23 protein-coding genes are annotated in these 23,328 nt (G+C 42.6%); 14 read left to right on the top strand and 9 right to left on the bottom strand.

Annotated features, from left to right (window positions below):
• Positions 1 to 57: 57 nt before the first annotated feature.
• Positions 58 to 1,278, top strand: a complete 1,221-nt coding sequence (locus AB4384_RS15830) for a hypothetical protein (protein WP_372129796.1) — start codon at positions 58 to 60, stop codon at positions 1,276 to 1,278.
• A 100-nt stretch (positions 1,279 to 1,378) separates the two neighbouring features.
• Here the strand turns inward: AB4384_RS15830 and AB4384_RS15825 are convergent, their stop codons facing one another.
• From AB4384_RS15825 to AB4384_RS15805, 5 genes are all read right to left on the bottom strand, one after another.
• The gene (locus AB4384_RS15825; RefSeq protein ID WP_017059669.1) at positions 1,379 to 1,981 is read right to left on the bottom strand and encodes a DUF2971 domain-containing protein; all 603 of its coding nucleotides are present in this window, start codon (positions 1,979 to 1,981) and stop codon (positions 1,379 to 1,381) included.
• 338 nt (positions 1,982 to 2,319) lie between these two features.
• Complete coding sequence (locus AB4384_RS15820) at positions 2,320 to 2,922, bottom strand: porin family protein (RefSeq protein ID WP_017059668.1); 603 nt, start codon at positions 2,920 to 2,922, stop codon at positions 2,320 to 2,322.
• Positions 2,923 to 3,857: 935 nt separating this feature from the next.
• Entirely contained in the window at positions 3,858 to 5,579 is a 1,722-nt protein-coding gene (locus AB4384_RS15815) for an ATP-binding protein (RefSeq protein ID WP_017070552.1), read from the bottom strand.
• Complete coding sequence (locus AB4384_RS15810; protein WP_102321160.1) at positions 5,579 to 6,763, bottom strand: FIST signal transduction protein; 1,185 nt, start codon at positions 6,761 to 6,763, stop codon at positions 5,579 to 5,581. Before AB4384_RS15810 ends, AB4384_RS15815 begins: the two co-directional genes overlap by 1 nt.
• Positions 6,764 to 6,878: 115 nt before the next feature.
• Complete coding sequence (locus tag AB4384_RS15805; RefSeq protein ID WP_102321161.1) at positions 6,879 to 7,244, bottom strand: hypothetical protein; 366 nt, start codon at positions 7,242 to 7,244, stop codon at positions 6,879 to 6,881.
• Positions 7,245 to 7,496: 252 nt separating this feature from the next.
• On the opposite strand from AB4384_RS15805, the gene ccoN reads away from it, so the two are divergent.
• The 10 genes from ccoN (at position 7,497) to uspE (ending at position 16,501) form a co-directional block, all read left to right on the top strand.
• Positions 7,497 to 8,930, top strand: coding sequence for a cytochrome-c oxidase, cbb3-type subunit I (gene ccoN / locus AB4384_RS15800; RefSeq protein WP_009846707.1), 1,434 nt, complete (start codon positions 7,497 to 7,499; stop codon positions 8,928 to 8,930).
• An 11-nt stretch (positions 8,931 to 8,941) separates the two neighbouring features.
• Complete coding sequence (ccoO, locus tag AB4384_RS15795) at positions 8,942 to 9,562, top strand: cytochrome-c oxidase, cbb3-type subunit II (RefSeq protein ID WP_017059643.1); 621 nt, start codon at positions 8,942 to 8,944, stop codon at positions 9,560 to 9,562.
• Positions 9,563 to 9,571: 9 nt separating this feature from the next.
• Complete coding sequence (locus tag AB4384_RS15790) at positions 9,572 to 9,745, top strand: CcoQ/FixQ family Cbb3-type cytochrome c oxidase assembly chaperone (protein WP_004733679.1); 174 nt, start codon at positions 9,572 to 9,574, stop codon at positions 9,743 to 9,745.
• Positions 9,745 to 10,719 (top strand): cytochrome-c oxidase, cbb3-type subunit III, encoded by a 975-nt coding sequence (gene ccoP / locus AB4384_RS15785; protein WP_017063857.1) that lies wholly within the window; start codon positions 9,745 to 9,747, stop codon positions 10,717 to 10,719. The genes AB4384_RS15790 and ccoP overlap by 1 nt, the downstream gene beginning before the upstream one ends.
• A 108-nt stretch (positions 10,720 to 10,827) precedes the next feature.
• Positions 10,828 to 11,307, top strand: coding sequence for a FixH family protein (locus AB4384_RS15780; RefSeq protein ID WP_017059641.1), 480 nt, complete (start codon positions 10,828 to 10,830; stop codon positions 11,305 to 11,307).
• A 5-nt stretch (positions 11,308 to 11,312) separates the two neighbouring features.
• Positions 11,313 to 13,685 carry a heavy metal translocating P-type ATPase metal-binding domain-containing protein gene (locus AB4384_RS15775; protein ID WP_029235846.1) on the top strand — a complete coding sequence of 791 codons (2,373 nt, stop codon included), beginning with the start codon at positions 11,313 to 11,315 and terminating at the stop codon, positions 13,683 to 13,685.
• Entirely contained in the window at positions 13,685 to 13,921 is a 237-nt protein-coding gene (gene ccoS, locus AB4384_RS15770; RefSeq protein WP_017059639.1) for a cbb3-type cytochrome oxidase assembly protein CcoS, read from the top strand. The genes AB4384_RS15775 and ccoS overlap by 1 nt, the downstream gene beginning before the upstream one ends.
• On the top strand, positions 13,911 to 14,585 hold the full coding sequence (locus AB4384_RS15765) for a sulfite exporter TauE/SafE family protein (RefSeq protein ID WP_017059638.1): 675 nt from the start codon (positions 13,911 to 13,913) through the stop codon (positions 14,583 to 14,585). Before ccoS ends, AB4384_RS15765 begins: the two co-directional genes overlap by 11 nt.
• Positions 14,586 to 14,671: 86 nt before the next feature.
• Positions 14,672 to 15,418 (top strand): FNR family transcription factor, encoded by a 747-nt coding sequence (locus tag AB4384_RS15760; RefSeq protein WP_017059637.1) that lies wholly within the window; start codon positions 14,672 to 14,674, stop codon positions 15,416 to 15,418.
• Positions 15,419 to 15,550: 132 nt separating this feature from the next.
• A complete protein-coding gene (gene uspE, locus AB4384_RS15755) occupies positions 15,551 to 16,501 on the top strand; it encodes a universal stress protein UspE (RefSeq protein ID WP_017066876.1) in 951 nt (316 codons plus the stop codon).
• A 103-nt stretch (positions 16,502 to 16,604) separates the two neighbouring features.
• Here the strand turns inward: uspE and ttcA are convergent, their stop codons facing one another.
• The 4 genes from ttcA to AB4384_RS15735 all read right to left on the bottom strand — a co-directional run bounded on the left by ttcA (position 16,605) and on the right by AB4384_RS15735 (position 20,250).
• Positions 16,605 to 17,498: a tRNA 2-thiocytidine(32) synthetase TtcA gene (gene ttcA, locus AB4384_RS15750; protein ID WP_017059635.1), complete on the bottom strand. Its 894-nt coding sequence runs from the start codon at positions 17,496 to 17,498 to the stop codon at positions 16,605 to 16,607.
• Between the two features lie 319 nt (positions 17,499 to 17,817).
• Complete coding sequence (locus tag AB4384_RS15745; RefSeq protein ID WP_017063862.1) at positions 17,818 to 18,468, bottom strand: DUF2987 domain-containing protein; 651 nt, start codon at positions 18,466 to 18,468, stop codon at positions 17,818 to 17,820.
• Between the two features lie 122 nt (positions 18,469 to 18,590).
• Positions 18,591 to 19,442 carry a glucosaminidase domain-containing protein gene (locus AB4384_RS15740; RefSeq protein WP_372129795.1) on the bottom strand — a complete coding sequence of 284 codons (852 nt, stop codon included), beginning with the start codon at positions 19,440 to 19,442 and terminating at the stop codon, positions 18,591 to 18,593.
• Positions 19,435 to 20,250, bottom strand: a complete 816-nt coding sequence (locus tag AB4384_RS15735) for a membrane protein (protein ID WP_017063864.1) — start codon at positions 20,248 to 20,250, stop codon at positions 19,435 to 19,437. Before AB4384_RS15735 ends, AB4384_RS15740 begins: the two co-directional genes overlap by 8 nt.
• A 329-nt stretch (positions 20,251 to 20,579) precedes the next feature.
• On the opposite strand from AB4384_RS15735, the gene potA reads away from it, so the two are divergent.
• Genes potA through potC form a run of 3 tightly spaced genes read left to right on the top strand, consistent with a single transcriptional unit; the run spans position 20,580 to position 23,306 of the window.
• Positions 20,580 to 21,695, top strand: a complete 1,116-nt coding sequence (potA, locus tag AB4384_RS15730; protein ID WP_017059631.1) for a spermidine/putrescine ABC transporter ATP-binding protein PotA — start codon at positions 20,580 to 20,582, stop codon at positions 21,693 to 21,695.
• Positions 21,679 to 22,536, top strand: coding sequence for a spermidine/putrescine ABC transporter permease PotB (gene potB / locus AB4384_RS15725; protein ID WP_017059630.1), 858 nt, complete (start codon positions 21,679 to 21,681; stop codon positions 22,534 to 22,536). The genes potA and potB overlap by 17 nt, the downstream gene beginning before the upstream one ends.
• The gene (potC, locus tag AB4384_RS15720; protein WP_017059629.1) at positions 22,536 to 23,306 is read left to right on the top strand and encodes a spermidine/putrescine ABC transporter permease PotC; all 771 of its coding nucleotides are present in this window, start codon (positions 22,536 to 22,538) and stop codon (positions 23,304 to 23,306) included. Before potB ends, potC begins: the two co-directional genes overlap by 1 nt.
• The last annotated feature ends 22 nt before the right edge of the window (positions 23,307 to 23,328 follow it).

Here is a 23,328-nt window from a genome sequence, read left to right as displayed (position 1 = left end):
TGTTATAAAGGCAGGATATGCCGATACAAGAGCATTTACGGCAAAGGAAAGTCACGGTTGTTGTTAGCAAATAAAAGTTATACCCCTGAAGTAGTTGAGATCTCAAGGAAGGTCTCAATCAATGTTGAAGCTCGCTTTAATCGATGGTTAATCTCACCTGAATATAAGCTCGCACAATCTACAGTAGACACGTTACTAAGTTTGGAAAATAGGTATTGTGATAGTGTCATATTTGATGAATCTGACCGCATATCTCACAATCAACGTATTTTATTGCGCTGCGAGCAGGATAGAGTCAATGCTCATCGTGAAAAAGTCGACGCGAAGCAACAAACCTTACGATACGTTATCGATGATGTCAGCAATGCCGCTTCTGCGCTAATGCTTGAGAAGCTTCAAGGTACCTTAATAAGTTCGTTGTTTTCAGACTTACCCGATTACAATCAGTTCGCTAGTGTTGCGTATTCGCCATCTTTAAACTTTTCCAAACTCCATGAAATATCCGCGAAAAGTAGGCCATTGAGCTCAAGTTTAATCGAGTTTGTTTCCAATCAAGAGTTTGCAGATAAATATGGAAAGAAATCTAAGGTAATTCTCGATCCAAAAGTTGCAGCACGACAAATAGGAATAGAAAATTGTCGTTTATTGTTCCCATTGTTAATGTGTCAACAGCTGATTAAGTGGAATGATGGCAACATTAAACACATCACACCTAAGGTTTGGCAACACTTGGTCGTGACGTCAAATGCGACTCGAATTCGACTTCAAGAAACGTCGGTTAAAGATCCTAACGTAGGCATTTTACTTGGTGTGTTGAGAGTTCTGCCTTTGTTTTTAATTTGTAACCACTTTTCTTCAACGTTTGAAGACGCATTGGTAAAAACGATGCTTGGTTATCGTGAAGCAAGTGACAAGCATGACGAATATTATGCTTGTACTGAGGTGATGCCAAACACACAGTTTCTTGAATCAATGGTCGAGCAGCTAGAGCTTAAGCTACTAAAAAACCTCGTTGAATTTATAGATTGGAGCCCTGGAAATCAGTTCATCAAGAGGGCACTTCTAGAGGAAGTGAATGACACTCCAGTACTTGAGCGAACGGTTTATGGTGCAGCTTTGGCTCAAGGTAGAAAATATTCTGTTTTCGAGGCGTTAGATAATAGTGAACTATTTAACGTTAAGCACCGACCTTATTGGTTTTCAACTGTTCAAATGTCTATCGCGACGATTGAGCAGATGCAAGATAAAGGATTGGGAAAGCTTACGGTGAACATGTAATAAAAAGAGAGAGTCTCATTAATGTCGCTCTCTTTTTTGTTGCGTTGTAACTTTATGTGAATGTCTTGTTTTGGCGCTAAACAGTAGGATTACACTCTACTTAACTGACCACTTCGAAGGTAAACGACTCTTGCTTTGCTATTGCGTGTTTAACAGGGATACCAAGGCGCTGGCAAGTCATCAGAACTTTCAATTTCCTGTCGGCAGGAGCGTGCTCTGACAGAATCACCGAGCTTAGGCACTCTCTATTAAGGTAGAGTTTATTTCCGATCATCTCGTCATCAGGTAATACCCAGCGGTATTCCTTTTCATAACGCCAATTAGAATGCTTAATTTTGAATATCTCAGCTCCCAGTCTTGATGTTTGTAAACCTCTTAGCGATGCCGGGCGGAACATATTCGGTTCGTCTTCATACTGGACTTCAAAACAGTTGAGATTGGCCTCACCGTTATAGCAGTTGAGATCATACTCGATACACATGCCTTTAAAGTTGTCACCATACTGCGACCATAGTATTGGGTGGTCGTTCGACTGAGAGAAACACATGATCTTAAAGTTTTGTTGAAGCTCTTTGTTGAATGCGTGGTTAGATTCAAAAGGGTTATTAAAAGTTTTAGCGTAATCAAACCACAACGAACACTCGGAAATAGATTGTATGTTTCTGTCGTGGAGTGATCTGAACTTGTAAAGTTTAGGCAACATATCAAACACTTAGTTTACAAAATTGCCTGATGTTAACACTTTAATTTACTTTTAAGGATTGAATGCATAGCATTTGATTGCTTAATCACCAAATTTATTCGTATAACTGTTTGATAGATAAAAATTTAAACACGAAATAGTAGCCTGTTAAAGTGGTTTATTTTGCGTTAGGGCAAAGCTTTCAAGTTGTAACTTTTTACAGAAGATACAACGTAACTTTATTTATGGTTGAATTGTCTTGTCAAAGTAGAGGTCGAGTAGGGAAATAGGTGATCAAAATTAAAGCCGAGCTTTAAAAGGACGGCTTTAGTAGTATTGAGCCTACGAGTGAATCAAGTTTAGAAGTGGTACCTTGCACCTAGGTAAGCGGTTTGAGGTGACACATCGATGGATTCAATTTCAACGTTTGCATAGCGGTAACCAATATGGATATCGATGTTGTCTGTTACCATCGCACCAAGCTCAGCACCAACTTGGTAGGCTGCTTCAGACTTAGAGTCTGATACTCCAAAAGCTTTCGCTTCCATATCCATAGAGCCAACACCGGCTAATAAAGATACATACAGATCTAATACGTCACCTTCAACAATAAACTTTGGTTTAATGTTTACGAAGAAAGCATGGCCTTCAATATCCATTAAGTCGTTATAGCTAACTTTTCCGATTTTTCGGTACTCGGCTTCTAGCCCCAGTTTGACGACATCATGTGTATTGAATTCGTAGCCTCCAACCAAGTTATAGCTAAAGTCTGATAGATCAGATGAATCTTCAATGGCGCTGCCACGATATTCTAATTCAGTTTCATTATAAAAGCCGATATCAACACCAGCATAAAAATGACCATGCTCTCTAGGTGAGTTTTCGTTTTCACTAGCAAGCGCCTGCGAGCTGATGCCAAAAAAAGCGGTGAATAGCGATAGGGCGATTGTACTGATTTTCATGTAAAGCCTTCTAAGATAATAAGTTATTCTGTTCCAGTATATGTTAACAAACAAAAGATACTCTAACTAATTGAGAACTAGCCTAAAGATCTGATTTTAAAGACTTGTTGGTAATAGAAGTGTCATTATCGCAGTTATGAGACAAGTTAATATAGTCCAGACAGAGGTTAATAGAATTTATGTTGCACTGTAACTTACGATTAGCCAAGTCGTTTATAGAAGTTCGTTTTGGATGGCAACGCAGTTTGGTAACAATGACCGTTGGGCATCAGAAAATTCAAAGTTAGTGGTTTGAAAAACGAGTACGGATGTTACTGATGACGTTGATAGTTGATTCAATTTGGTGAAGAACAAGCCAACATAGGTAAACAAGACTAGATGATTCGGGAGTTCGCTTGGTCTTTTGGGACCGTTAAATCTAGCGAACAAGAGTAACCAAGTCTTTTCAGTTTATTGGTAGTACGGACAATAGACCGAGAGTTAGTGGAAGCGTTAATCATCTAGGTTCTTTTGGTAAGCAAAATCAGGGTAATAGCTTTTAACACTCAACCAGCAGAGACTCTGGACTAACTTTGGAGAGGCATCCGTAATTAGAAGTCTTAATTAAGTTTGAGCAGACATGTGATAAAGCCATCACGATTTAATCCAATTAACGCGGAGTCAAAGCCAGCCAGTAATTAAATAGATAGATTCATGCGGCGCTGTACGTAAAATTACGCGAGTAACAGGCACGAAACCCCTCAGATTTCACATACAGTGACTGCGTATTATGTATATTATGTTAAATGGTGTTTGGTATTTATAAGGCAGGTATCTTTGTGCTATGCCCTGCCTCTTGTTTATCTACCAAATCGATGTTCTATTTAACAGTAAGGCTATTTACCATAAAATACCTAATAAACATATTTCCTAATCTTCGATTAAGAATACGTTTATTAGACTTCAAGCATTAATCGATCAATTGCTTCTGTGATCTCTTTAGTTCTTACTGGCTTGGTCACGAAATCATTCATGCCGACATCTAAGCACGAACATTTGTCTTCTACTGATGTGTGTGCTGTTAGTGCAACGATTGGTGTTTTGATGTTTGCGTCTCTCATGTATTTGGTTGTGGTTAATCCATCCATGACCGGCATCGACACATCCATTAAGATAATGTCTATTGATTCGTTGCCTCTTTCAATAAAGCCAATCGCTTCTTCACCATTACTTGCGATGAAAACCTCGTGGCCTTGTCTTGTAAGGATTAACTTTATCACCATTTGATTCGTTGGATTGTCTTCGACAACTAACACTGAATAACGGCTTCTTAACTCTCGTGAAGATTCGTCTTCTTTGTTAGCCAGATTATTCGTAACTCTAGTAAGCACTGGCAACTGTACTTCGAATTTGGAGCCTTTTCCAGGCTCACTCTTTACCGATATGCGCCCGCGCATCAGTTCAACCAGTCTTTTAGTGATGGCCAAGCCTAAACCTGTGCCACCAAATCTACGTGTGATTGTGCTATCAGCTTGCACAAATGGACTGAACAGCGACGAAAGTTGTTGCGAGCTAATGCCAATCCCTGTGTCTTCCACCGTTATATAGAAAGAGCTCTGCTGGTACTTTATAGAAACATGGACATGCCCACGCTCAGTGAACTTAATCGCGTTACCGATCAAATTAAATAGGATCTGTGCCAAGCGACTTGGGTCGATGTAATGAAGTTCACCTTCAGGGATATCGCTAGTTACTGTTAGCGGCAAACCTTTATCGTCTGCTGTCTTCTTTTGTTCAGATAATACAAAAGTTACAGTGTCTCTTACGTTGCTCCATCGAGGAGCCAACGAGAAACACCCAGATTCAATCTTAGAAAAATCCAATACGTCACTGATAATTGCCAGCAATAGCTCAGATGATGTGCTCATATTAAGCAGTATAGACTGTTGTTCTTCGTTCAATGATGTGGATTTTAGGGCGTCTATTAGGCCAATTATGGCATTTAGCGGTGTTCTTAATTCATGACTCATCATCGCGAGGAATTCAGACTTGGCCTTGTTGGCTCTTTCTGCGTCTTTTCTTGCTGTGACAAGCTCTGCGGTACGTTCTCGAACGGTTGCTTCAAGCTTTTCTTTGTTCTCAATATCGAAAACAGCACGCTCTATCAACGGTCGAAAACGGTTTAGTGTGGCCTTAGTTTCAATACTAAAGTGCTTGGTATTCGAGTGGATAAAGATGATGACGGATTGTGTTAGTCCGCTATCGATACCAGTAATTAGAACAGAGTTGATTTGATCGAGGATAATGGGATGTAAGGAATTGAATTCACCCAGAGACTTGGGTTCAAAAAGGATGGCGCATTCTCCATTGATCACTCGAGATAACTTGCCACAATCACTCCAATTCATCTGTTCGAAGACTTTGTTATTGCTTAGCAGGGTTTTGAAACTGCCTTCGTTCCCTACCCTTGATACCACGATAAAGTCATCAAACTTAATGTATTTTTTGAGCACGAACTCGAGACTGGAGAATATCTCAGATATGTTACTTGCCTTACTGATCGCAGAGATGGTTGATAAGATCACCCTGTTCTCTTCAGCCAGCTTTCGCTCACGGGCTTTTAGTTTTTGCAGTTCAATACGTGCTTCTTGCAGCGCTTCTTGACCTTCAGAACCCATTACTTTTTCAACCTATAAAACGTTGCAGACGATACCATTAAATTCCCGTGTGCATTCTCGCCACCAGAGAGCCTGCCTTGTTCACCAAACGTAAATGGACATATGTATGGGAGCCCATTAAGTGCTTGATTTATTTGGTCACAAACCTCATCCATATCTTGTTTAAGGTTCAACATTGAGCCTGCACAAAAGATATTGATCGCCCCTAGTTTCTCTTCAAGATCCATGTCGTTGTAGTATGAGGAGTGAATGATATTCGCGGCGCGGCTAATCAACTGCTGCTTAGACCCTTGCATCAGGTAGATGGTGTCGCCTTCACTGATGTCTGTGAACAGCTCAATCCCATTACACTCCGTCTCTCTGATCGAATGAGACAATTTGAAATATGGGTAATCGTAAGAAGAGCCGACTTTCCTGCCTAATGGGTAGACTGACGACTTTTCGAATATGTAGCCATCATCACTGCCATCTAAGTGGAAATTAGTCCATTCGTTGTAAACGGTGACGGCTGGCCTGTGGTCTATCTCCAACAAAATTCGGTTTCTTACTTTGGTCACGGTGCCTGAATACCGCGTAGGCGTATGACCCGCGCTGAAAGAGGAATAGATGGACTGAGACGCAAACACTACCGTTAAAGACACACCATTTATAGACAGCGACTCTTCGGTGAAGATACTCCAATTTCCGGAAACCTGGTTGTCTGCAGCACTGCCACCAATAATTGGCACTTCAGTACCAAATTTCTTATCGATAGCCGCCATCACCTTTTCTTCGTTACCCGGTGTGGAATGCAGCAAGATAAGATCAGGAATTTCACCTTCTCGGTTGGCGTTCTTGAGTGCTTTGTCTATCGCGCTGAAGGTACTGCGGTCTATGGAGTCGCTGAAATGTTCGATTCCCGTACCATAGGCGTTGATCCCCGAGTCATGAATAATGAGGACGCCAATGACTGGACCAGAATGAAAACCAGTTTCGGTCATAATGCCGTGACAAGTGGTGCAGCCATGTATTGGGGTGTTAGGGAGAGCATCTACGAAATATCTCTGCACAGCGAGTGTTGAGTACTCTTCTGTGCAGTAGCAAATAAGACAGGCAATATCGTCAGGGTTTTCTACCCCATTGAGCAACTCATCTACTGCGATTTTATCGTCTAGGGAATAAGAGACTTTTGATAGAAATTTCATAGATTCCGGGAAACTTTATTAATGTCCTCTTTATAACACTTTAATGCATGGTGTTTCACTGATTTGGTACATATTTCTATCAAAAGAACCGAGGCGTGACTCAGTTTTCCCTCTATTACTCTTTAGAAAGGTTTACGGAAAACGTGCTTATCTGTTGTGGAAATGTAACTGTTATTGAGGAGGTCTTATCATTAGTTTGTAACAGCCAATTCGAAGGCCCTTTTTCTTCTAGAATTCCGCTTTCATTATAGCTAATGATAAATTTGCCAGTTTTAGATGTTTCGATCGAATACCCTAGGTTATTGCTTGAAACTGAAACATTATGATTATCAATGCCAAATTTACAAGGTTTTGAAACTATACAGTTTACTGTTTCGTTATTATCGTATGTTACTGTTCTCCAAGTAAATGCAGCTATTAAAATAACCAACATGACGATAATTTGAACAAGCCTGCCTTTTGTTAGCTTTTGTGCCGCCATTATAATCTTTACTCCTTGTTACAAAGTTCAAAGTTTTTAAATAAAAATCCAATTCCAGACCAAGCGTAAGGTTACTACTCTGTCATTGATTTGTTAATTCAAGTATAGTGTCGCGTTGAAAATGCCACTTTTTTTTAAAATCAGCAAGTGGAAATAAAGCCCTGAATAGGCTGAATTTCCTTTTCTAATTTGGGTGGCATTACGACGTGAGTCGTGTTGGAAGTAAAGTGTAGTAAATAAGAAATTGGAAGCATGCAAATGAGCCAAGAAAAGCAGCTTGAACAAAACTACAACTATACGGTCGTCCGTCAATTTACCCTAGTTACAATTTTGTGGGGTATTGTCGGTATGGGCGTTGGTGTTTTGATTGCCGCTCAATTAGTTTGGCCACAGCTAAACTTTGATACGCCGTGGTTGACGTACAGTCGTTTACGTCCCCTGCATACTAATGCGGTTATTTTTGCGTTCGGTACAAGTGCGCTGTTTGCAACATCATATTATGTTGTACAACGTACCTGTCAGACGCGTCTCTTTGGTGGCCCTCTCGTAGCCTTTACCTTTTGGGGTTGGCAAGCGATTATCCTGTCCGCTGCAATTACTTTACCGTTAGGTTTAACCTCTGGTAAAGAATACGCAGAACTTGAATGGCCAATCGATATTGCTATTACTCTTGTGTGGGTAGCTTATGCGGTCGTGTTCTTCGGAACCATGATTAAACGTAAGACATCGCACATTTACGTAGCAAACTGGTTCTTCGGAGCCTTCATTATCACGGTTGCCGTGTTGCACATCGTTAACAGCCTAGCTGTTCCTGTCTCTGCGTTTAAATCGTACTCGATTTATTCCGGAGCGATCGATGCAATGGTGCAATGGTGGTACGGACACAATGCGGTAGGCTTCCTATTGACAGCTGGTTTCCTAGGCATGATGTACTACTTCGTTCCTAAACAAGCTGGTCGCCCTGTTTACTCTTACCGTTTGTCGATTGTTCACTTCTGGGCTCTCGTGTCTCTGTATATCTGGGCTGGTCCTCACCACCTACACTACACTGCACTTCCTGACTGGACTCAATCTCTAGGTATGGTTATGTCTTTGGTTCTGTTTGCTCCATCTTGGGGTGGCATGATCAACGGTATTATGACTCTATCTGGTGCGTGGCATAAGCTTCGCTACGACCCAATCCTACGTTTCCTAATCGTTTCTCTATCATTCTACGGCATGTCGACTTTCGAAGGCCCAATGATGGCAATCAAAACGGTTAACGCACTATCTCACTACACGGACTGGACTATCGGTCACGTTCACTCTGGTGCGTTAGGTTGGGTTGCAATGGTTTCTATCGGTTCGGTTTACCACTTAGTTCCTAAACTATTTGGTCAAGAGCGTATGTACTCTGTATCCCTAATCAATGTTCACTTCTGGTTAGCAACGATTGGTACGGTTTTCTACATTGTAGCAATGTGGATCTCTGGCGTGATGCAAGGTCTGATGTGGCGTGCAGTTAACTCTGACGGTACATTAACTTACAGCTTCGTTGAATCTGTAGAAGCGTCTTACCCGTTCTACTTTGTACGTTTCTTAGGTGGTTTCATCTTCCTATCTGGTATGTTCTTAATGGCATACAACACGTACAAAACTGTTTCTGCACCTAAAGATAGCCTTAAAGCTATCCCTCAACCGGCTTAAGGAGATTTAGAATGAGCTCAAATTCAAATAATCGCCATGAGTTGGTAGAGAAGAATGTTGGCCTACTAGCGATTCTTATCGTTATTGCTATCAGTTTTGGTGCTTTAGTAGAAATTACCCCACTTATTTTCCAAAAGCAGACTACTGAACCTGTAGAAAATCTACGTGTTTACTCTGCTCTGGAAATGGAAGGTCGTGATATCTACATTCGCGAAGGTTGTAACGTATGTCACAGCCAAATGATTCGTCCTTTCCGCTCTGAAACTGAACGTTACGGTCACTACTCTGTAGCTGGCGAAAGCGTTTGGGAACACCCATTCCTATGGGGTTCTAAGCGTACTGGTCCTGATCTAGCGCGTGTTGGTGATCGTTACTCTGATGAGTGGCACCGTGTTCACCTTATCGACCCTCGTGAACTTGTTCCTGAATCAAACATGCCTGGTTTCCCATGGCTTGCTGAGAATGTACTTGATGGCAAATTGACTAAACAGAAGCTTGAAATCTTCCGTAATCAATTTGGTGTTCCTTACACAGACGAACAAATTGCTAACGCTAAACAAGATGTTGAAGGAAAAACAGAGATGGATGCAATCATCGCTTACCTTCAATCGCTTGGCCACGCAATGAAATAAGGAATAATTATGGACATTATTACATTTCAAAGTGTTTGGACTGTTACTGTTTTTGCTTGTTTCATCGGCATCGTTTGGTGGGCTTTCGGTAAAAATCGTAAGTCGCGCTTCGACGAAGATGCAAACCTAGTGTTCGCTGATGAAGCACCTGCGAAAGATAAAAATCAAGGAGTGACGAAGTAATGAGTACATTCTGGAGTATTTGGGTAACAGTAATCACAATCGGTACATTGATTGGCTGTGCAGCCTTACTTCGTTGGTGTTCCAACGATAAAACAGGTGTAGAAGAAGGTCAGGATATGGGCCATGAATACGATGGTATTCGTGAGCTTAATAACCCACTACCTAAATGGTGGACATACCTTTTCGTTAGCACAATTGTGTTTGCAGCTGTTTATCTAGCTCTATACCCAGGCCTTGGCAACTTTAAAGGTCTACTAGGTTGGACGAGTTCAAACCAAACAGTTCGTAGCGTAGAAGAGTCTCGCTCTGCAATCGCTGCTGCGCAAGCAAACAAACAGTTAGACGCATACGCGAAAGAGCTTGATGATGCAGACACCTACTTTGGTGAAGCATTCAGAAAGCTAGCTCACGACGAAAATGGTCTACGTTCCGTCCCTGACATTGCATCAGATGCTGATGCAATCAAAGTGGGCCAACGTTTGTTCCTACAAAACTGTTCTCAGTGTCACGGCTCTGATGCACGTGGTCAGAAAGGTTTCCCGAACCTAACTGATGACGCATGGCTATATGGTGGTGAACCACAAGCTATCGTTACTACCATCATGCATGGTCGTGTCGGTCAAATGCCAGGTTGGAAAGACGCTCTTGGCGAAGAAGGCGTAAAAGAAGTAGTTAGCTACACGCTTAGCCTTTCTGGTCGTAGCGTAAACGCACGTGAAGCAGAGGCTGGTAAAGCGCGCTTTGTAGTGTGTGCAGCCTGTCACGGTACTGATGGTAAGGGTAACCCTGCTGTTGGCGCACCTGACTTGACTGACCGCGACTGGCTATTTGGCGATTCTCGCGCTGATGTGACGGAAACAGTCATGTACGGACGTTCTGGTGTAATGCCGGCTTGGAAGGACATCCTCGGTGAGGATAAGGTTCAGCTCGTCTCTGCCTACGTCTGGAGCCTCAGCAACTCAGATAAAGAGTAACATAATAATAACAGCCCCTTCTTAAGGGGCTGTCTTTCTTTTACAGTTATAACCTTAAGTGTTTGTAAAAATTAGTTTTATTTCATTGTATATATTGAGAATAATAATATGGAACAACCTTGGTATAAGCAGTTTTGGCCGTGGTTTTTGATCTTCCTAACCGTTGGCGTTTCTATGCTAACATTGGTTCGAGTCGCGATACTTACCAACCATTCAGTTAACGTTGTCACTGAAGATTACTATAAAAAAGGTAAAGGTATTAATGTCGACATTTCGAAAGTAAATGTTGCTAAAGAGCTTGGCTTATCAGCTTCAGTTAGCGAGAAAGGTAACTCAGTTATCATTACTCTCGACAAAGGCAAACTAGACCACTTCCCTGCTATTAGCGCAATGTTCGTGCACCGAACGCTGCCTGACCGTGATTTTACTCAGCTACTGACCGCTGATGCGAGAGGCAACTACACGTTGACTCTGGATCATGAAATGCAAGGTCCATGGTTTATCGAGCTTTCTCCGCATGATTCTGAATGGTTAGTGCAAGGTCGCATGAACTTCCCTATTGATACTCCTACTCAACTAACGAACTAAATCTTATGTGTGAATCCTGTTATCACTGCGGTGAAGATGTACCAGCGGAAACGGATTTTAAAGTAGAAATCTTAGGATCGGTGCGACCTATGTGTTGTCCGGGTTGCGAAACCGTAGCCCAGACAATCGTTGATAGCGGTCTGGTCTCTTACTACCAATATCGTACCGCTCCAGCTGAAAAAGCGGATCTCGTGCCAGAGCAACTTCTGGCACTCAGTCATTACGACAACGAAGATGTTCAATTGGAGTTCGTCCGTAACTCTGAAAACACCTCTGAAGTGACATTGTCACTAGAAGGTGTCTCTTGTGCTGCTTGTGCTTGGCTTATTGAAAAGCAAGTCTCTTCAAAGTTAGGGGTTGTTAGTATTCGTGTTAATACCACGACTAACCGCGCCCTGCTCAGTTGGGACAACACTCAGACGAAACTGAGCGAGCTGTTGTCTGCAATCCATACCTTAGGCTACAAAGCCGCACCTTTTGAGGCTGATCAACAAGAAGCCGCCTATCATCGATCGATGAAGAATTATCTCTATCGTCTTGGCATTGCTGGTTTAGCAACCATGCAGGTCATGATGCTGGCTGTTGCGCTTTATCTTGAAGTCTTTGGTAACCTTGAGCCCGAATTCAAAAGCTACTTCCGTTGGGTGAGCTTAATCTTTGCAACACCGGTTCTGCTCTACTCTGCATTGCCTTTCTATATCAACGCGTGGCGTAGCCTCAAAGGTCGAACATTGGGTATGGATGTACCTGTGTCGATCGCTCTTTTGTTTGCCTACGTTGCAAGTTTGGTCGCAACGGTGACAGAGAAAGGTGAAGTATTCTTCGAATCTATCTCGATGTTTACCTTCTTCCTACTGCTTGGTCGTTTCCTTGAAATGCGCGCTCGTCGTAAAGCCGCCGCTGCTAGTGGTAACCTGCTTAAGCTCGTTCCTGCTATGGCAACAACGTTAGATGGCGAACAAGTTCCAGTCAAAACCTTAAAAGTTGGCGACCAAATTCGCGTTCTACCGGGTGAGCACATTCCTGCCGATGGCAAAGTATTGTCTGGCAGAGTTCATATCGATGAATCGATGCTGACTGGCGAATCTATCCATGTGGTCAAAAACGAAGGCGATACCGTCTTTGCTGGTACATTGAATGGTGATGAATCATTTGAATTGGAAGTAATGACGTCAAAAGCGGATTCGGTTATTTCCAATATCGTTCGCCTGCAAGACGAAGCGCAATTGTCTAAACCCCGCATTGCAGAAATTGCTGATGTTGTGGCTCGATACTTTGTTGCGGTGATCTTAATCATCTCATTCGGTACTTGGTTTTACTGGCACCAAACACGACCAGAAGACGCTTTCTGGATCATGCTTTCGGTATTGGTAGCAACGTGTCCTTGTGCTCTGTCACTGGCAACACCGACGGCGATTACTTGTTCAACGTCTCGCATGGGTAACTTCGGTATTTTGCTGCGCAAAGGCCACGTATTCGAAACCTTGTGCAAAGTGAATCACTTGATCATCGATAAAACAGGTACATTGACTGAGGGTGATATTCGTATCAGCCAAGTTGAAACCTTCGCTGAACTTGATAAAGACACTTGTCTCAAAGTAGCGGCGAGCCTGGAACAACACGCTAACCACCCTATCGCTAAAGCGTTCAAGACTCATCTTTCTGATGAGATCGAAGTAGAGTCAGTTAATAACGTGATTGGTTCAGGTATCACTGGTGAGTGGAATGGCCAAGAAGTTGCGATTGGTAGTAGTGAATTCATTCTAGGTGAAGCTCAACCATCGGAAAGCAACGGCATTTACTTGTCGATGGCGGGTCGTCATATCGCTACATTTACTTATGAAGATCCAATCCGTAAAGAAAGCATCGAGTTTATTAAGCAATTTAAAGAAGCGGGCATCAAAACAACTCTGCTTACTGGCGATTCTTTGATTAACGCGAAGCCTGTTGCTGAAGAGATTGGTATTACTGATATTGTTGCTAACGCGAAACCTGAAGATAAACTTGCTTACCTGAACTCTCGAGATGCAAGTGACATTACCATGATGGTTGGCGATGGCATTAACGATGCCCCTATTCTTGCAGGTGCCCACCTTTCTGTCGCTATGGGCGGCGGTACAGACGTGGCGAAAGCTTCTGCGGATATGGTGTTACTGGGTGATAAGCTCGATAGATTACTTAAGTCGCGTACTTTGGCGTTAAAAACACGTAAGATAATTCGTGAAAACCTAGCTTGGTCATTAGGATATAACTTACTTATCCTTCCATTGGCTGTCGCGGGTTTGGTTGCTCCATACATTGCCGTTGTGGGCATGTCTGCCAGCTCTATTATTGTTGTGTCTAACTCGTTAAGGCTTTTAAAAGAGCAAGGTAAATAATGGAAAGTTTATACATCCTGATCCCCATTGCGATTGTACTGGTGTGCATCGCTGTTGGTATTTTTCTATGGGCGGTGAAGAGCGAACAGTTTGAAGACCTAGAACGTCAAGGTCACAATATACTGTTTGATGAAGACGAAAAGGCTCACAACCATTCTGATAGTAAACCTGTCAAGAATGAGAAAGCTAACAGCGAAAGCCAAACTAACGTAGACAAAAAGAACGATGACGCCTGATTGGATCGGAGCCTTTGTTGTTGGATTGATCGGCGCAGGCCATTGCATGGGAATGTGTGGTGGTATTGCGTCGCTTCTTTCGATTGGCAACAGTAAACCTTCCCCTGTTATTCCCCTACTTTATAACCTAGGGCGCTTGCTAAGTTATGCCGTGATTGGTGGTGTGATTGGCGGTGCAATCTCTTCGATAGGTCAGCTAAGCGATTTTAACGCTCTGCTAGGTTGGCTGCGATTATTTGCAGCTGGCTTTATGATCGTCTTAGGTTTGTATATCGGTAAATGGTGGTTCGGCTTGTTGTTCTTTGAAAAAGTCGGGCAGAAACTATGGCGCTATATCTCTCCTTTAGGTAAATCATTTCTACCCTTGAAGCACCCTAGCCATGCTTTGCCGTTTGGCTTTATTTGGGGTTGGCTACCATGTGGCTTAGTTTACTCAATGCTTACGTGGGCGGCTGTATCAGGAAGTTGGTACAACGGTGCCGGTATCATGCTTGCTTTCGGTTTAGGTACGCTTCCAGCAATGCTCACAGTAGGCATGGGCGCTAATTTCCTCAAAAAACTGCAACAAGCTGACTTATTTCGCCAATTAGGCGCAATTTTAATCCTCCTTTACGGTTTCTATACCGGATATATGGCATTGCAGCTCATTATTTATACCGTATAGGTAATCTTTAAATCCGGTTTTTTTACTACCCAACTGGATAAAGGAATGCTAAAATATTGACGTATATCAAATAGTGAAAGATTGTTATGATTTCTGAAAAGCCTGTGACGAAACGTGTTCAGTCTGGTGGCTGTGCGATCCATTGCCAGGATTGTAGTATTAGCCAGCTCTGTATTCCGTTTACTTTGAATGAATCTGAACTCGATCAACTTGATCAGATCATTGAGAGAAAAAAGCCTATTCAAAAAGGCCAAGAGTTATTTAAAGCCGGTGACGAGCTTAAATCTCTATATGCTATTCGCTCTGGAACGATCAAGAGCTACACGATTACCGAGCAAGGTGATGAGCAGATTACTGCATTCCACCTAGCGGGCGATCTTGTTGGCTTCGATGCGATTACTGGTGACCAACACCCTAGTTTCGCACAAGCGCTAGAAACTTCTATGGTATGTGAAATCCCATATGAGATTCTTGATGACCTATCAGGAAAAATGCCTAAATTGCGTCAGCAAATTATGCGCCTGATGAGTAACGAGATTAAAGGTGACCAAGAAATGATTCTGCTTCTTTCTAAGAAGAACGCGGAAGAGCGTCTTGCTGCATTCCTTTACAACCTTTCGACTCGCTTCTCTCAACGTGGCTTCAGCCCGCGTGAGTTCCGCCTAACGATGACTCGTGGCGATATTGGTAACTACCTTGGTTTGACTGTTGAAACAATCAGCCGTCTTCTAGGTCGCTTCCAAAAAGCAGACATCTTGAGCGTTAAAGGCAAATATATCACTATCGAAGATCACGATGCGTTGATGGAACTTGCTGGCGTTTCAAAAGAATAGTCTAGATATCAATGATGTAGTTCAATAATGAGCTACATCATGTTTCTCCCTTAAAACCTCTTATATTTCTCTTAATCTCTCCATAACTACGCTACATTATTTATATGTTCGGTCTGAAAAGTAGGCTTAGTTATGAGTATCTATAACAAAATTTTAGTTGTCGCAGACATTAATCACGATGAGCAGCCTGCTCTATTTCGTGCTATCCAACTTGCTAAGAAAAGCACCTCAACAAGCCACATCACTTTCTTTTTGTCGATATACGACTTCTCGTATGAAATGACATCTATGCTCTCTATCGATGAAAGAGACGCAATGCGCAAAGGCGTAATTCATCAACGCGAAATTTGGATGAATAAAGTCGCAGAACCTTACCTAGATGATTCTATTGAATTTAATGTACAAGTGGTTTGGCATAACCGCCCATACGAAGCGATCATTGCCGAGGTTTACAGTGGTGAGCACGACATCTTAATCAAAGGTACGCGTAAACACGATACTTTGGAATCTGTCATCTTCACTCCAACCGATTGGCATCTGTTGAGAAAGTGCCCTAGCCCAGTGCTATTGGTTAAAAACGATTTCTGGCCAGATCACGCGAAGATTTTTGCTTCAGTTCATGTAGGTTCTGAAACAGAAGCTCATTTAGAGCTTAACGATACGATGGTCGACAGATTGCTAGAGATCACCGGTCGTTTGGATGCGGAACCGTTCTTGGTGAATGCCTACCCTGTGACACCTGCGAATATTACCATTGAACTGCCAGAGTTTGATCCAACGTCTTATACCGATGCGGTTCGTGGCCATCACTTAACGGCAATGAAAGCATTGCGCCAGAAGCACGGTATGTGTGAAGAACAAACTGTGGTTGAACAAGGCTTGCCAGAAGATGTTATTCCTCGCGTCGCTTCTGAAAATAACGCTGCGATGGTGATTCTGGGTACAACGGGTCGTACTGGCTTGTCTGCCGTGTTTATTGGTAATACCGCGGAACATGTTATCGATAAGATTAACTGTGATGTGTTGGCTCTTAAACCGTCTGGTTACGTCAGCCCACTAGACCCTAACCTTTCGAAAGGTTAGGTCAGGGATAGTTTAACTTATAAAAAAACGCCTCAAGCATTGCTTGAGGCGTTTTTGTTTGTCTGTTGTAGGCGCATCTATTGCTCTACAACGATTATTCTTATTATACGTTCGTTACGTCGATGAACATTGACTCATCGATGTTAGAAGATGAAATTTCAGCTTCTTCGAATTCGTACGCTTTGCGGTCTTCACTACGGTCTAGTGGAAGGTTCACGAAGTCAAACAGCTCGCGGTCAGCCAGTTGGCTTGGACTTACGTTCTGGATTGACTTGAAGATCTTCTCAACACGACCTGGCGTTTTCTTATCCCAATCAATTAGCATCGCTTTAATGTTCTGACGCTGTAGATTCTCTTGAGAGCCACATAGGTTACAAGGAATGATTGGGAACTCTTTATGTTCTGCGTATTTGATTAGGTCCGTTTCACGACAGTAAGTCAGTGGACGAATAACAACGTTACGACCATCATCTGAACGAAGCTTTGGTGGCATAGCCTTTAAGCGCGCACCGTGGAACATGTTTAGGAACATGGTCTCAACGATGTCGTCTAGGTGGTGACCCAGAGCGATCTTAGTTGCACCAATCTTCTCTGCGAATGAGTACAAAGTACCACGACGAAGACGAGAACATAGGCCACACGTTGTTTTACCTTCTGGCACTTTCTCTTTAACCACTGAATACGTGTCTTTATCTACGATGTAGTAAGGAATGTTCAGCGTTTCAAAGTACTCAGGAAGAATGTGTTCAGGAAACCCAGGTTGTTTTTGATCTAGGTTTACTGCCACAACATCAAATTTGATCGGTGCTGCTTCACGTAAACGTAGCAAAATATCTAACATCGCAAATGAATCTTTACCGCCACTAATACATGCCATTACTACGTCATTCTCTTCGATCATGTTGTAGTCGATGATGGCATTTCCAACATTTCTTCTCAGACGTTTCTGAAGTTTGTTGAATTCAAGTGTTTCTTTTCTATTATCGTTTTGGTTCATTGCGACTCTCACACCGTCGTATTACCGACTGTAGATTGCTAGTGGGACTGTTTTAGGGCGTGGATTATACGGATTTTTATTTGATGTTGAAATAGTAACGGCCGGATAAACAAGCTGAGTAATAGAAAGATTCTGCTTTTATTGTTCGATAAGCGCCTAAACGGCAGAGAAACGCGGCTTCACAAGCTCTCGGTTGGTATCATAGATAAAGAAACGCAGCCTGATCTTATTCGATGAGGCTGCTTTAAGATATGTCGCAAAAACTTAGGGGGATGATTTCGCTAAGCTTTTACTTCACTAACAATGATTCTGTTAAAAATTATTGCGCGGGAATGTACGGCAATACGCGAACTGTTGGTTCTGGCAACGTGATGCTGTCACTTCCATTCAGTTCTTCTAAGGTGAATTTCGCACGTCCTTCTTTGATTGGTAGTTGCTTGCCATTTGAAAGCTCGATGTTGCCTTCCAGCTTATTAGCGAACTCTAGCGTTAACCCTTGGATATCTGGCGTGAACCAACCAGAGAACATACCGCTGACGTCTTCAAGCATCGCCTGCATCTGTGGCAATAGGTTTTCTATCTGTGCAACTTCTACTGTGCCAGCTAAAGGCTCTTGAGTCATCACCACAAAAGAATACGCACATTCCTGTTCTTGAGTTTGTACAAAGATAAGAGGGTTTGCTGAGCGTAGGTTTTGATCTACCGGTAGAAGCAGTTCATTGGCCGGAGAGACTTTTAGCTCTTCGTAGTGCTCTTCTTTTTCCATCCAAGCTTTGCTGATGTGACAGGTTTGCTGAGCTTGTTGATCAACAAAGAAGACCGCAACTTTGACATCATCATGCCCTTCTTTGGTGTTGTTTTTCAGCTGAGTATAAAGCTTAGAATACGTGAACATGTATTCTTGCGCTGAAGCAGGAAGAGAAACCCCAAGGCTTAATGAGGCTAATAAAGCGAGTGCTGTCTTTTTCATTATTATAATCTTGTCGAAGTTGAGCGTTTATAAATAGAAAGAGCAGCCAATGAGCTGCTCTTTTTGTGATATTACTGGTATAAGCCGACTATCGAAGGCAACCAAGTTGGTATCAAAATGAGTTACTTTTTCCAGTATACCTCGTTGTGACGGATCATAGCTTGTAAATCAGTCACATAGTCGGAACCTCGCTCAGAATATTTTAACAAGCCATTGGTGAGCTCTGTCGCCGTTGCGGTTGTTAAAAGATCATCACCTTGCGCATCAAGTTTTGCACGAATCACTCTTAGATCGGCGTAAGCACGATTACGATTAAGGTTCATGAAATACCGATGTACGGATTCTTGGCTTGAAGAGAATGTTGCGACTTCATGCGAGCTACCTTCGTTACGTTGTAGCGGAACAAGGCCACAACCTTTGGTGTAACACCAGTGTCCAAAATAGTTATTTGCTTTAGTGGCGAAACGAGATGTACCCCAAGCTGATTCATTGGCCGCCTGAGTTAACACAAGCGCTTCAGGTAGCACGTTTACACGATTCAACATTTCTTTCAGCCAAGCGTCATCTAAGCCCGATGAAGGTACAGGCAGGCTATACAGCTTCCCTAGTCTCTTTGCGTATGACGCGTCTTCAGAGTCAACATTGTTCAACCCCGTCTCTGAAAGCTTGGTTAGAAACGCACGTTCTTTGGTGATTCGCTTGTTTTCGATGTTGATACTTGGGCGAAGATAAGAAAAGAAGGTGTCTTTCTTTTTATTTACATCTTCAATCGCTGAGAAATCTGGCTTATCAGAAGAGACGGTCAAGTCACCAAAGTTTTGCTCTGAGTCTGAAGCCTTTTGCCCCGCTCGCCTGCGCTCTTCTTCTTGTTGGTAAAGCATTGGGCCAACTAACGAGATCGAGCCAACTAAGGCTAATGCTGTCACTTTTAGCGCAAGTGATTTACTTGCGCTTAATTTAGAGTTGTTATGCATCGAATACCTGTGGGTCTTTATTGTTGCTACCGTTGTGGTCGTCGTCGCTCTTTGGTCTGTCTGACGCGATCAGTTTGAGTTTAATGCCAAACATCTCGCGGTAAAGAATCCCTTTCACGTGGAAGAAGAAAGGTAAAACGAAGATAAGGCCAATGCCGTACATCATTGCCGCGACGATGAACATCAGCATTACTAATAGGTAGATAGAAGCAACGGTGAAGATTTTTTTGTTGACAGCACGCAGAGAAAGCAGCAGCGATTGCATTGGCGGCACTTTCTTATCACAAATCAGCAGAATCGAATGGCTGAACGCCAGTGAGAAGTAGATAGACAAGAACGGCAGAATCATACCTGCGATGCCTTGAAGCATTAGGCTAAACAAAGTCACTAGAATAACCGGAACCGTAAACTGCAAACCTTTACCGATGTGGCGTACTTTGGTTTGTAGGCCAGCGGCGTGACTCATTGCCATTAAACAGATACCCGCATAGATAGGCGCACTGATCACTTCATAGCTAAAGTTCGCGATAAAAATCGATTCAACGATTTGTGGCGTAAACGACTCTGGGTCGATAACTGCATCTAAGATAACCGCGGGATCACCAAGCTGTAGTTTTAGTGCGATATAAAAGATAGCGAGCTGCACAAACATCAAAGCAATAATCGCTGGGGAAAACGAAAGAAAGTGACTTATCGTATGTTTCCAAGCTTCTTGGAATACAGCCGTTGCTTTGAGCTCATAATCGCCAGAAAGTGCACGGTTGATACTACCGCCCAAATTAAAATCTTTTTCGATGTCGTTGTTCATATTGATACCTAGGTGTGCCGATTAAGCGAAGCCACCTAACTTATTGATAAAAAATTACCTTCATTATACTCATATGTCGGATACAAACTAAAATATGAATCTGTAACAAGGCTTGCTTTTGCGTCTTGATGGTTAATAATTAGACACTTGTTAGGGTGTAAACCCAGTAAATAACAGTATGGTAAAGGATGTTTACTTTTACCTGCGAAATTTTTTATCTTCGAAAGGTAAAAAATGCTTTGAATTCACGTTTTTGGTGATTATGATGCGCGCCTTAAAGGTGTATAGCAACAGGTCTCAAATAGAACCAAGGTGGAGAAAAACAGACGTTGAACGCTAAAAAATCAGTAGGAAAGCCAGTAGTACAGCTAACTGGCATCAGTAAAAGTTTCGATGGTAAGGAAGTCATCGGCAATCTGGATTTAAACGTAAATCATGGTGAGTTTCTCACGATTTTAGGCCCATCAGGTTGTGGTAAAACAACCGTGCTAAGAATGATTGCGGGTTTTGAAACGGCAGATAGTGGTCAAATACTATTAGCTGAACAAAACGTAACCCAAGTTCCTGCTGAACAAAGGCATGTAAACACTGTATTCCAAAGCTATGCCCTATTCCCGCATATGACCGTTTTCGACAATGTGGCATTTGGCTTACGCATGCAGAAAGTTCCAAACAGCGAGATTGAACCTCGTGTAATGGATGCTTTGAAAATGGTGCGCCTAGAACAAATGGCACAACGAAAGCCACACCAGCTATCTGGTGGCCAACAGCAACGTATCGCAATCGCTCGTGCTGTCGTTAATAAGCCTAAAGTTCTTTTGTTGGATGAATCTCTATCTGCTCTGGATTACAAACTACGTAAACAGATGCAAATCGAGCTGAAACAATTACAACGCCAACTTGGTATCACGTTCATTTTTGTAACGCATGACCAAGAAGAGGCGCTGTCTATGTCTGACCGTATTATTGTTATGCGTGATGGCGTGATTGAACAAGACGGAACACCAAGAGAGATCTACGAAGAGCCTAAGAACCTATTTGTAGCGCGTTTCATTGGTGAAATTAACGTATTCGAAGCGACAGCGAAATCTCGTCAAGATGAAAAACGCATTGTTGCGACAATCGAAGGTGAAGAGTCCATTATCTATCACGATAAAGACGTAACACCGGGTCAAAAACTGCAAGTATTGCTTCGCCCTGAAGATCTTCGAATCGAAGAAATTAAAGAGTCAGAGCAACGCGGTATTGTTGGCCACATTGTCGAGCGAACCTATAAAGGCATGACATTAGATTCAGTCGTAGAACTTGAATCTGGTATGCGTGTCATGGTTAGCGAATTCTTCAACGAAGATGACCCTGATGTTGATCACTCACTGGGCCAAAAAGTTGCAGTAACTTGGGTTGAGAGCTGGGAAGTGGTATTAGAAGATGAGCAAGAAGTTTAATTTACAAAACGCAATTGTTGCTTTAATCACAGGTTGGTTAGTGTTGTTCGTGATGATTCCAAACATCATGATCATTGGTACTAGCTTCTTAACTCGTGATGAAGCGAACTTGATCGAGATGACCTTCACTCTCGATAACTACGTGCGTTTGGCTGACCCGCTGTATTTTAAAGTGTTGATGCACTCTTTCTATATGGCAATTGTCGCAACCCTACTTTGTTTGATTATTGGTTACCCATTCGCTTACATCGTGGCAAAAATGCCGGCGAAGTGGCGTCCAATCATGTTGTTCCTAGTGATAGTACCATTCTGGACGAACTCTTTGATTCGTACATACGGATTAAAAATTGTACTGGGTACGCAAGGTGTCTTGAACAAAAGCTTGTTAGCGTTAGATATCATTGATAAACCGCTACGTATCATGTACTCAGAAACCGCAGTAATGATCGGTTTAGTGTACATCCTACTTCCGTTTATGATTCTGCCGCTGTATTCAGCGATTGAAAAACTGGACGATACGTATTTAGAAGCGGCTAAAGATTTAGGTGCGAACAAACTGCAAACGCTATTGAAAGTGGTACTACCACTAACAATGCCGGGCATTATTGGCGGCTGTTTGTTAGTGCTACTGCCAGCGTTAGGTATGTTCTACATCTCTGACCTATTAGGCGGAGCTAAGAACCTATTGATTGGTAACGTGATTAAGAGCCAAGTGCTCAACGCTCGAGACTGGCCGTTTGGCGCAGCGACGAGTATCGCACTGACCATGGCAATGGCTGTGATGCTGTATGCCTACTACCGAGCAGGTAAGCTATTGAACAAGAAAGTGGAGCTAGACTAATGGGGCGCACAGTTAAGTTCAGCTTTATGGCGCTGGTATACGCCTTTCTATACCTACCTATTATCGTATTGATCGCTAACTCGTTTAATGCCAATAAGTTTGGTATGAAATGGGGTGGCTTCACCACTAAATGGTATGACGCGCTTATTAACAACGACAGCCTAATGCAGGCTGCGTGGCACTCGATCAACGTAGCGGTGTTCTCAGCAACAGCCGCAACGATTGTCGGGAGCCTTACAGCAGTAGCCCTATTCCGTTACCAATTTAAAGGTAAAGGCATCGTAAATGGCATGCTGTTCATCGTAATGATGTCTCCAGATATCGTAATGGCGATTTCGCTTCTTGCGCTATTCTTGGTAATGGGTGTTCAACTTGGGTTCTTTACCCTACTTGCTGCTCACATTACCTTCTGTCTACCGTTTGTTGTAGTAACGGTATACAGTCGCTTGAATGGCTTTGATGTGAAGATGCTAGAAGCAGCAAAAGACTTAGGTGCAAGTGAATGGACGATTCTAAAACAGATCATTCTGCCTCTTGCTAAGCCAGCGGTTGCTGCGGGTTGGTTATTGAGCTTCACTCTGTCTTTGGACGATGTAATCATTAGCTCTTTCGTAACCGGCCCAACGTATGAAATCTTACCACTGAAGATTTACTCAATGGTTAAAGTGGGTATCTCTCCTGAGGTAAACGCCCTAGCAACAGTGATGTTAGTGGTGTCGTTAATACTGGTGATCATTTCTCAGTCATTAGCGAGAGAAAAAATCAAGTAAGTCTCCTACTCTATATAGAGAC

This window comes from Vibrio sp. 10N.261.51.A4 (genome assembly GCF_041471945.1).
GTDB classification, from domain to species: Bacteria; Pseudomonadota; Gammaproteobacteria; order Enterobacterales; family Vibrionaceae; genus Vibrio; species Vibrio crassostreae_C.
This window is presented reverse-complemented; position numbering and strand designations above follow the sequence as displayed.

What these genes read in the sequence shown, in the direction of transcription:
- AB4384_RS15825 (WP_017059669.1), bottom strand. Translation starts at nt 1,981, where the DNA reads ATGTTGCCTAAACTTTACAAGTTCAGATCACTCCACGACAGAAACATA.
- AB4384_RS15820 (WP_017059668.1), bottom strand. Translation starts at nt 2,922, where the DNA reads ATGAAAATCAGTACAATCGCCCTATCGCTATTCACCGCTTTTTTTGGC.
- AB4384_RS15815 (WP_017070552.1), bottom strand. Translation starts at nt 5,579, where the DNA reads ATGGGTTCTGAAGGTCAAGAAGCGCTGCAAGAAGCACGTATTGAACTG.
- AB4384_RS15810 (WP_102321160.1), bottom strand. Translation starts at nt 6,763, where the DNA reads ATGAAATTTCTATCAAAAGTCTCTTATTCCCTAGACGATAAAATCGCA.
- AB4384_RS15805 (WP_102321161.1), bottom strand. Translation starts at nt 7,244, where the DNA reads ATGGCGGCACAAAAGCTAACAAAAGGCAGGCTTGTTCAAATTATCGTC.
- ccoN (WP_009846707.1), top strand. Translation starts at nt 7,497, where the DNA reads ATGCAAATGAGCCAAGAAAAGCAGCTTGAACAAAACTACAACTATACG.
- ccoO (WP_017059643.1), top strand. Translation starts at nt 8,942, where the DNA reads ATGAGCTCAAATTCAAATAATCGCCATGAGTTGGTAGAGAAGAATGTT.
- AB4384_RS15790 (WP_004733679.1), top strand. Translation starts at nt 9,572, where the DNA reads ATGGACATTATTACATTTCAAAGTGTTTGGACTGTTACTGTTTTTGCT.
- ccoP (WP_017063857.1), top strand. Translation starts at nt 9,745, where the DNA reads ATGAGTACATTCTGGAGTATTTGGGTAACAGTAATCACAATCGGTACA.
- AB4384_RS15780 (WP_017059641.1), top strand. Translation starts at nt 10,828, where the DNA reads ATGGAACAACCTTGGTATAAGCAGTTTTGGCCGTGGTTTTTGATCTTC.
- AB4384_RS15775 (WP_029235846.1), top strand. Translation starts at nt 11,313, where the DNA reads ATGTGTGAATCCTGTTATCACTGCGGTGAAGATGTACCAGCGGAAACG.
- ccoS (WP_017059639.1), top strand. Translation starts at nt 13,685, where the DNA reads ATGGAAAGTTTATACATCCTGATCCCCATTGCGATTGTACTGGTGTGC.
- AB4384_RS15765 (WP_017059638.1), top strand. Translation starts at nt 13,911, where the DNA reads ATGACGCCTGATTGGATCGGAGCCTTTGTTGTTGGATTGATCGGCGCA.
- AB4384_RS15760 (WP_017059637.1), top strand. Translation starts at nt 14,672, where the DNA reads ATGATTTCTGAAAAGCCTGTGACGAAACGTGTTCAGTCTGGTGGCTGT.
- uspE (WP_017066876.1), top strand. Translation starts at nt 15,551, where the DNA reads ATGAGTATCTATAACAAAATTTTAGTTGTCGCAGACATTAATCACGAT.
- ttcA (WP_017059635.1), bottom strand. Translation starts at nt 17,498, where the DNA reads ATGAACCAAAACGATAATAGAAAAGAAACACTTGAATTCAACAAACTT.
- AB4384_RS15745 (WP_017063862.1), bottom strand. Translation starts at nt 18,468, where the DNA reads ATGAAAAAGACAGCACTCGCTTTATTAGCCTCATTAAGCCTTGGGGTT.
- AB4384_RS15740 (WP_372129795.1), bottom strand. Translation starts at nt 19,442, where the DNA reads ATGCATAACAACTCTAAATTAAGCGCAAGTAAATCACTTGCGCTAAAA.
- AB4384_RS15735 (WP_017063864.1), bottom strand. Translation starts at nt 20,250, where the DNA reads ATGAACAACGACATCGAAAAAGATTTTAATTTGGGCGGTAGTATCAAC.
- potB (WP_017059630.1), top strand. Translation starts at nt 21,679, where the DNA reads ATGAGCAAGAAGTTTAATTTACAAAACGCAATTGTTGCTTTAATCACA.
- potC (WP_017059629.1), top strand. Translation starts at nt 22,536, where the DNA reads ATGGGGCGCACAGTTAAGTTCAGCTTTATGGCGCTGGTATACGCCTTT.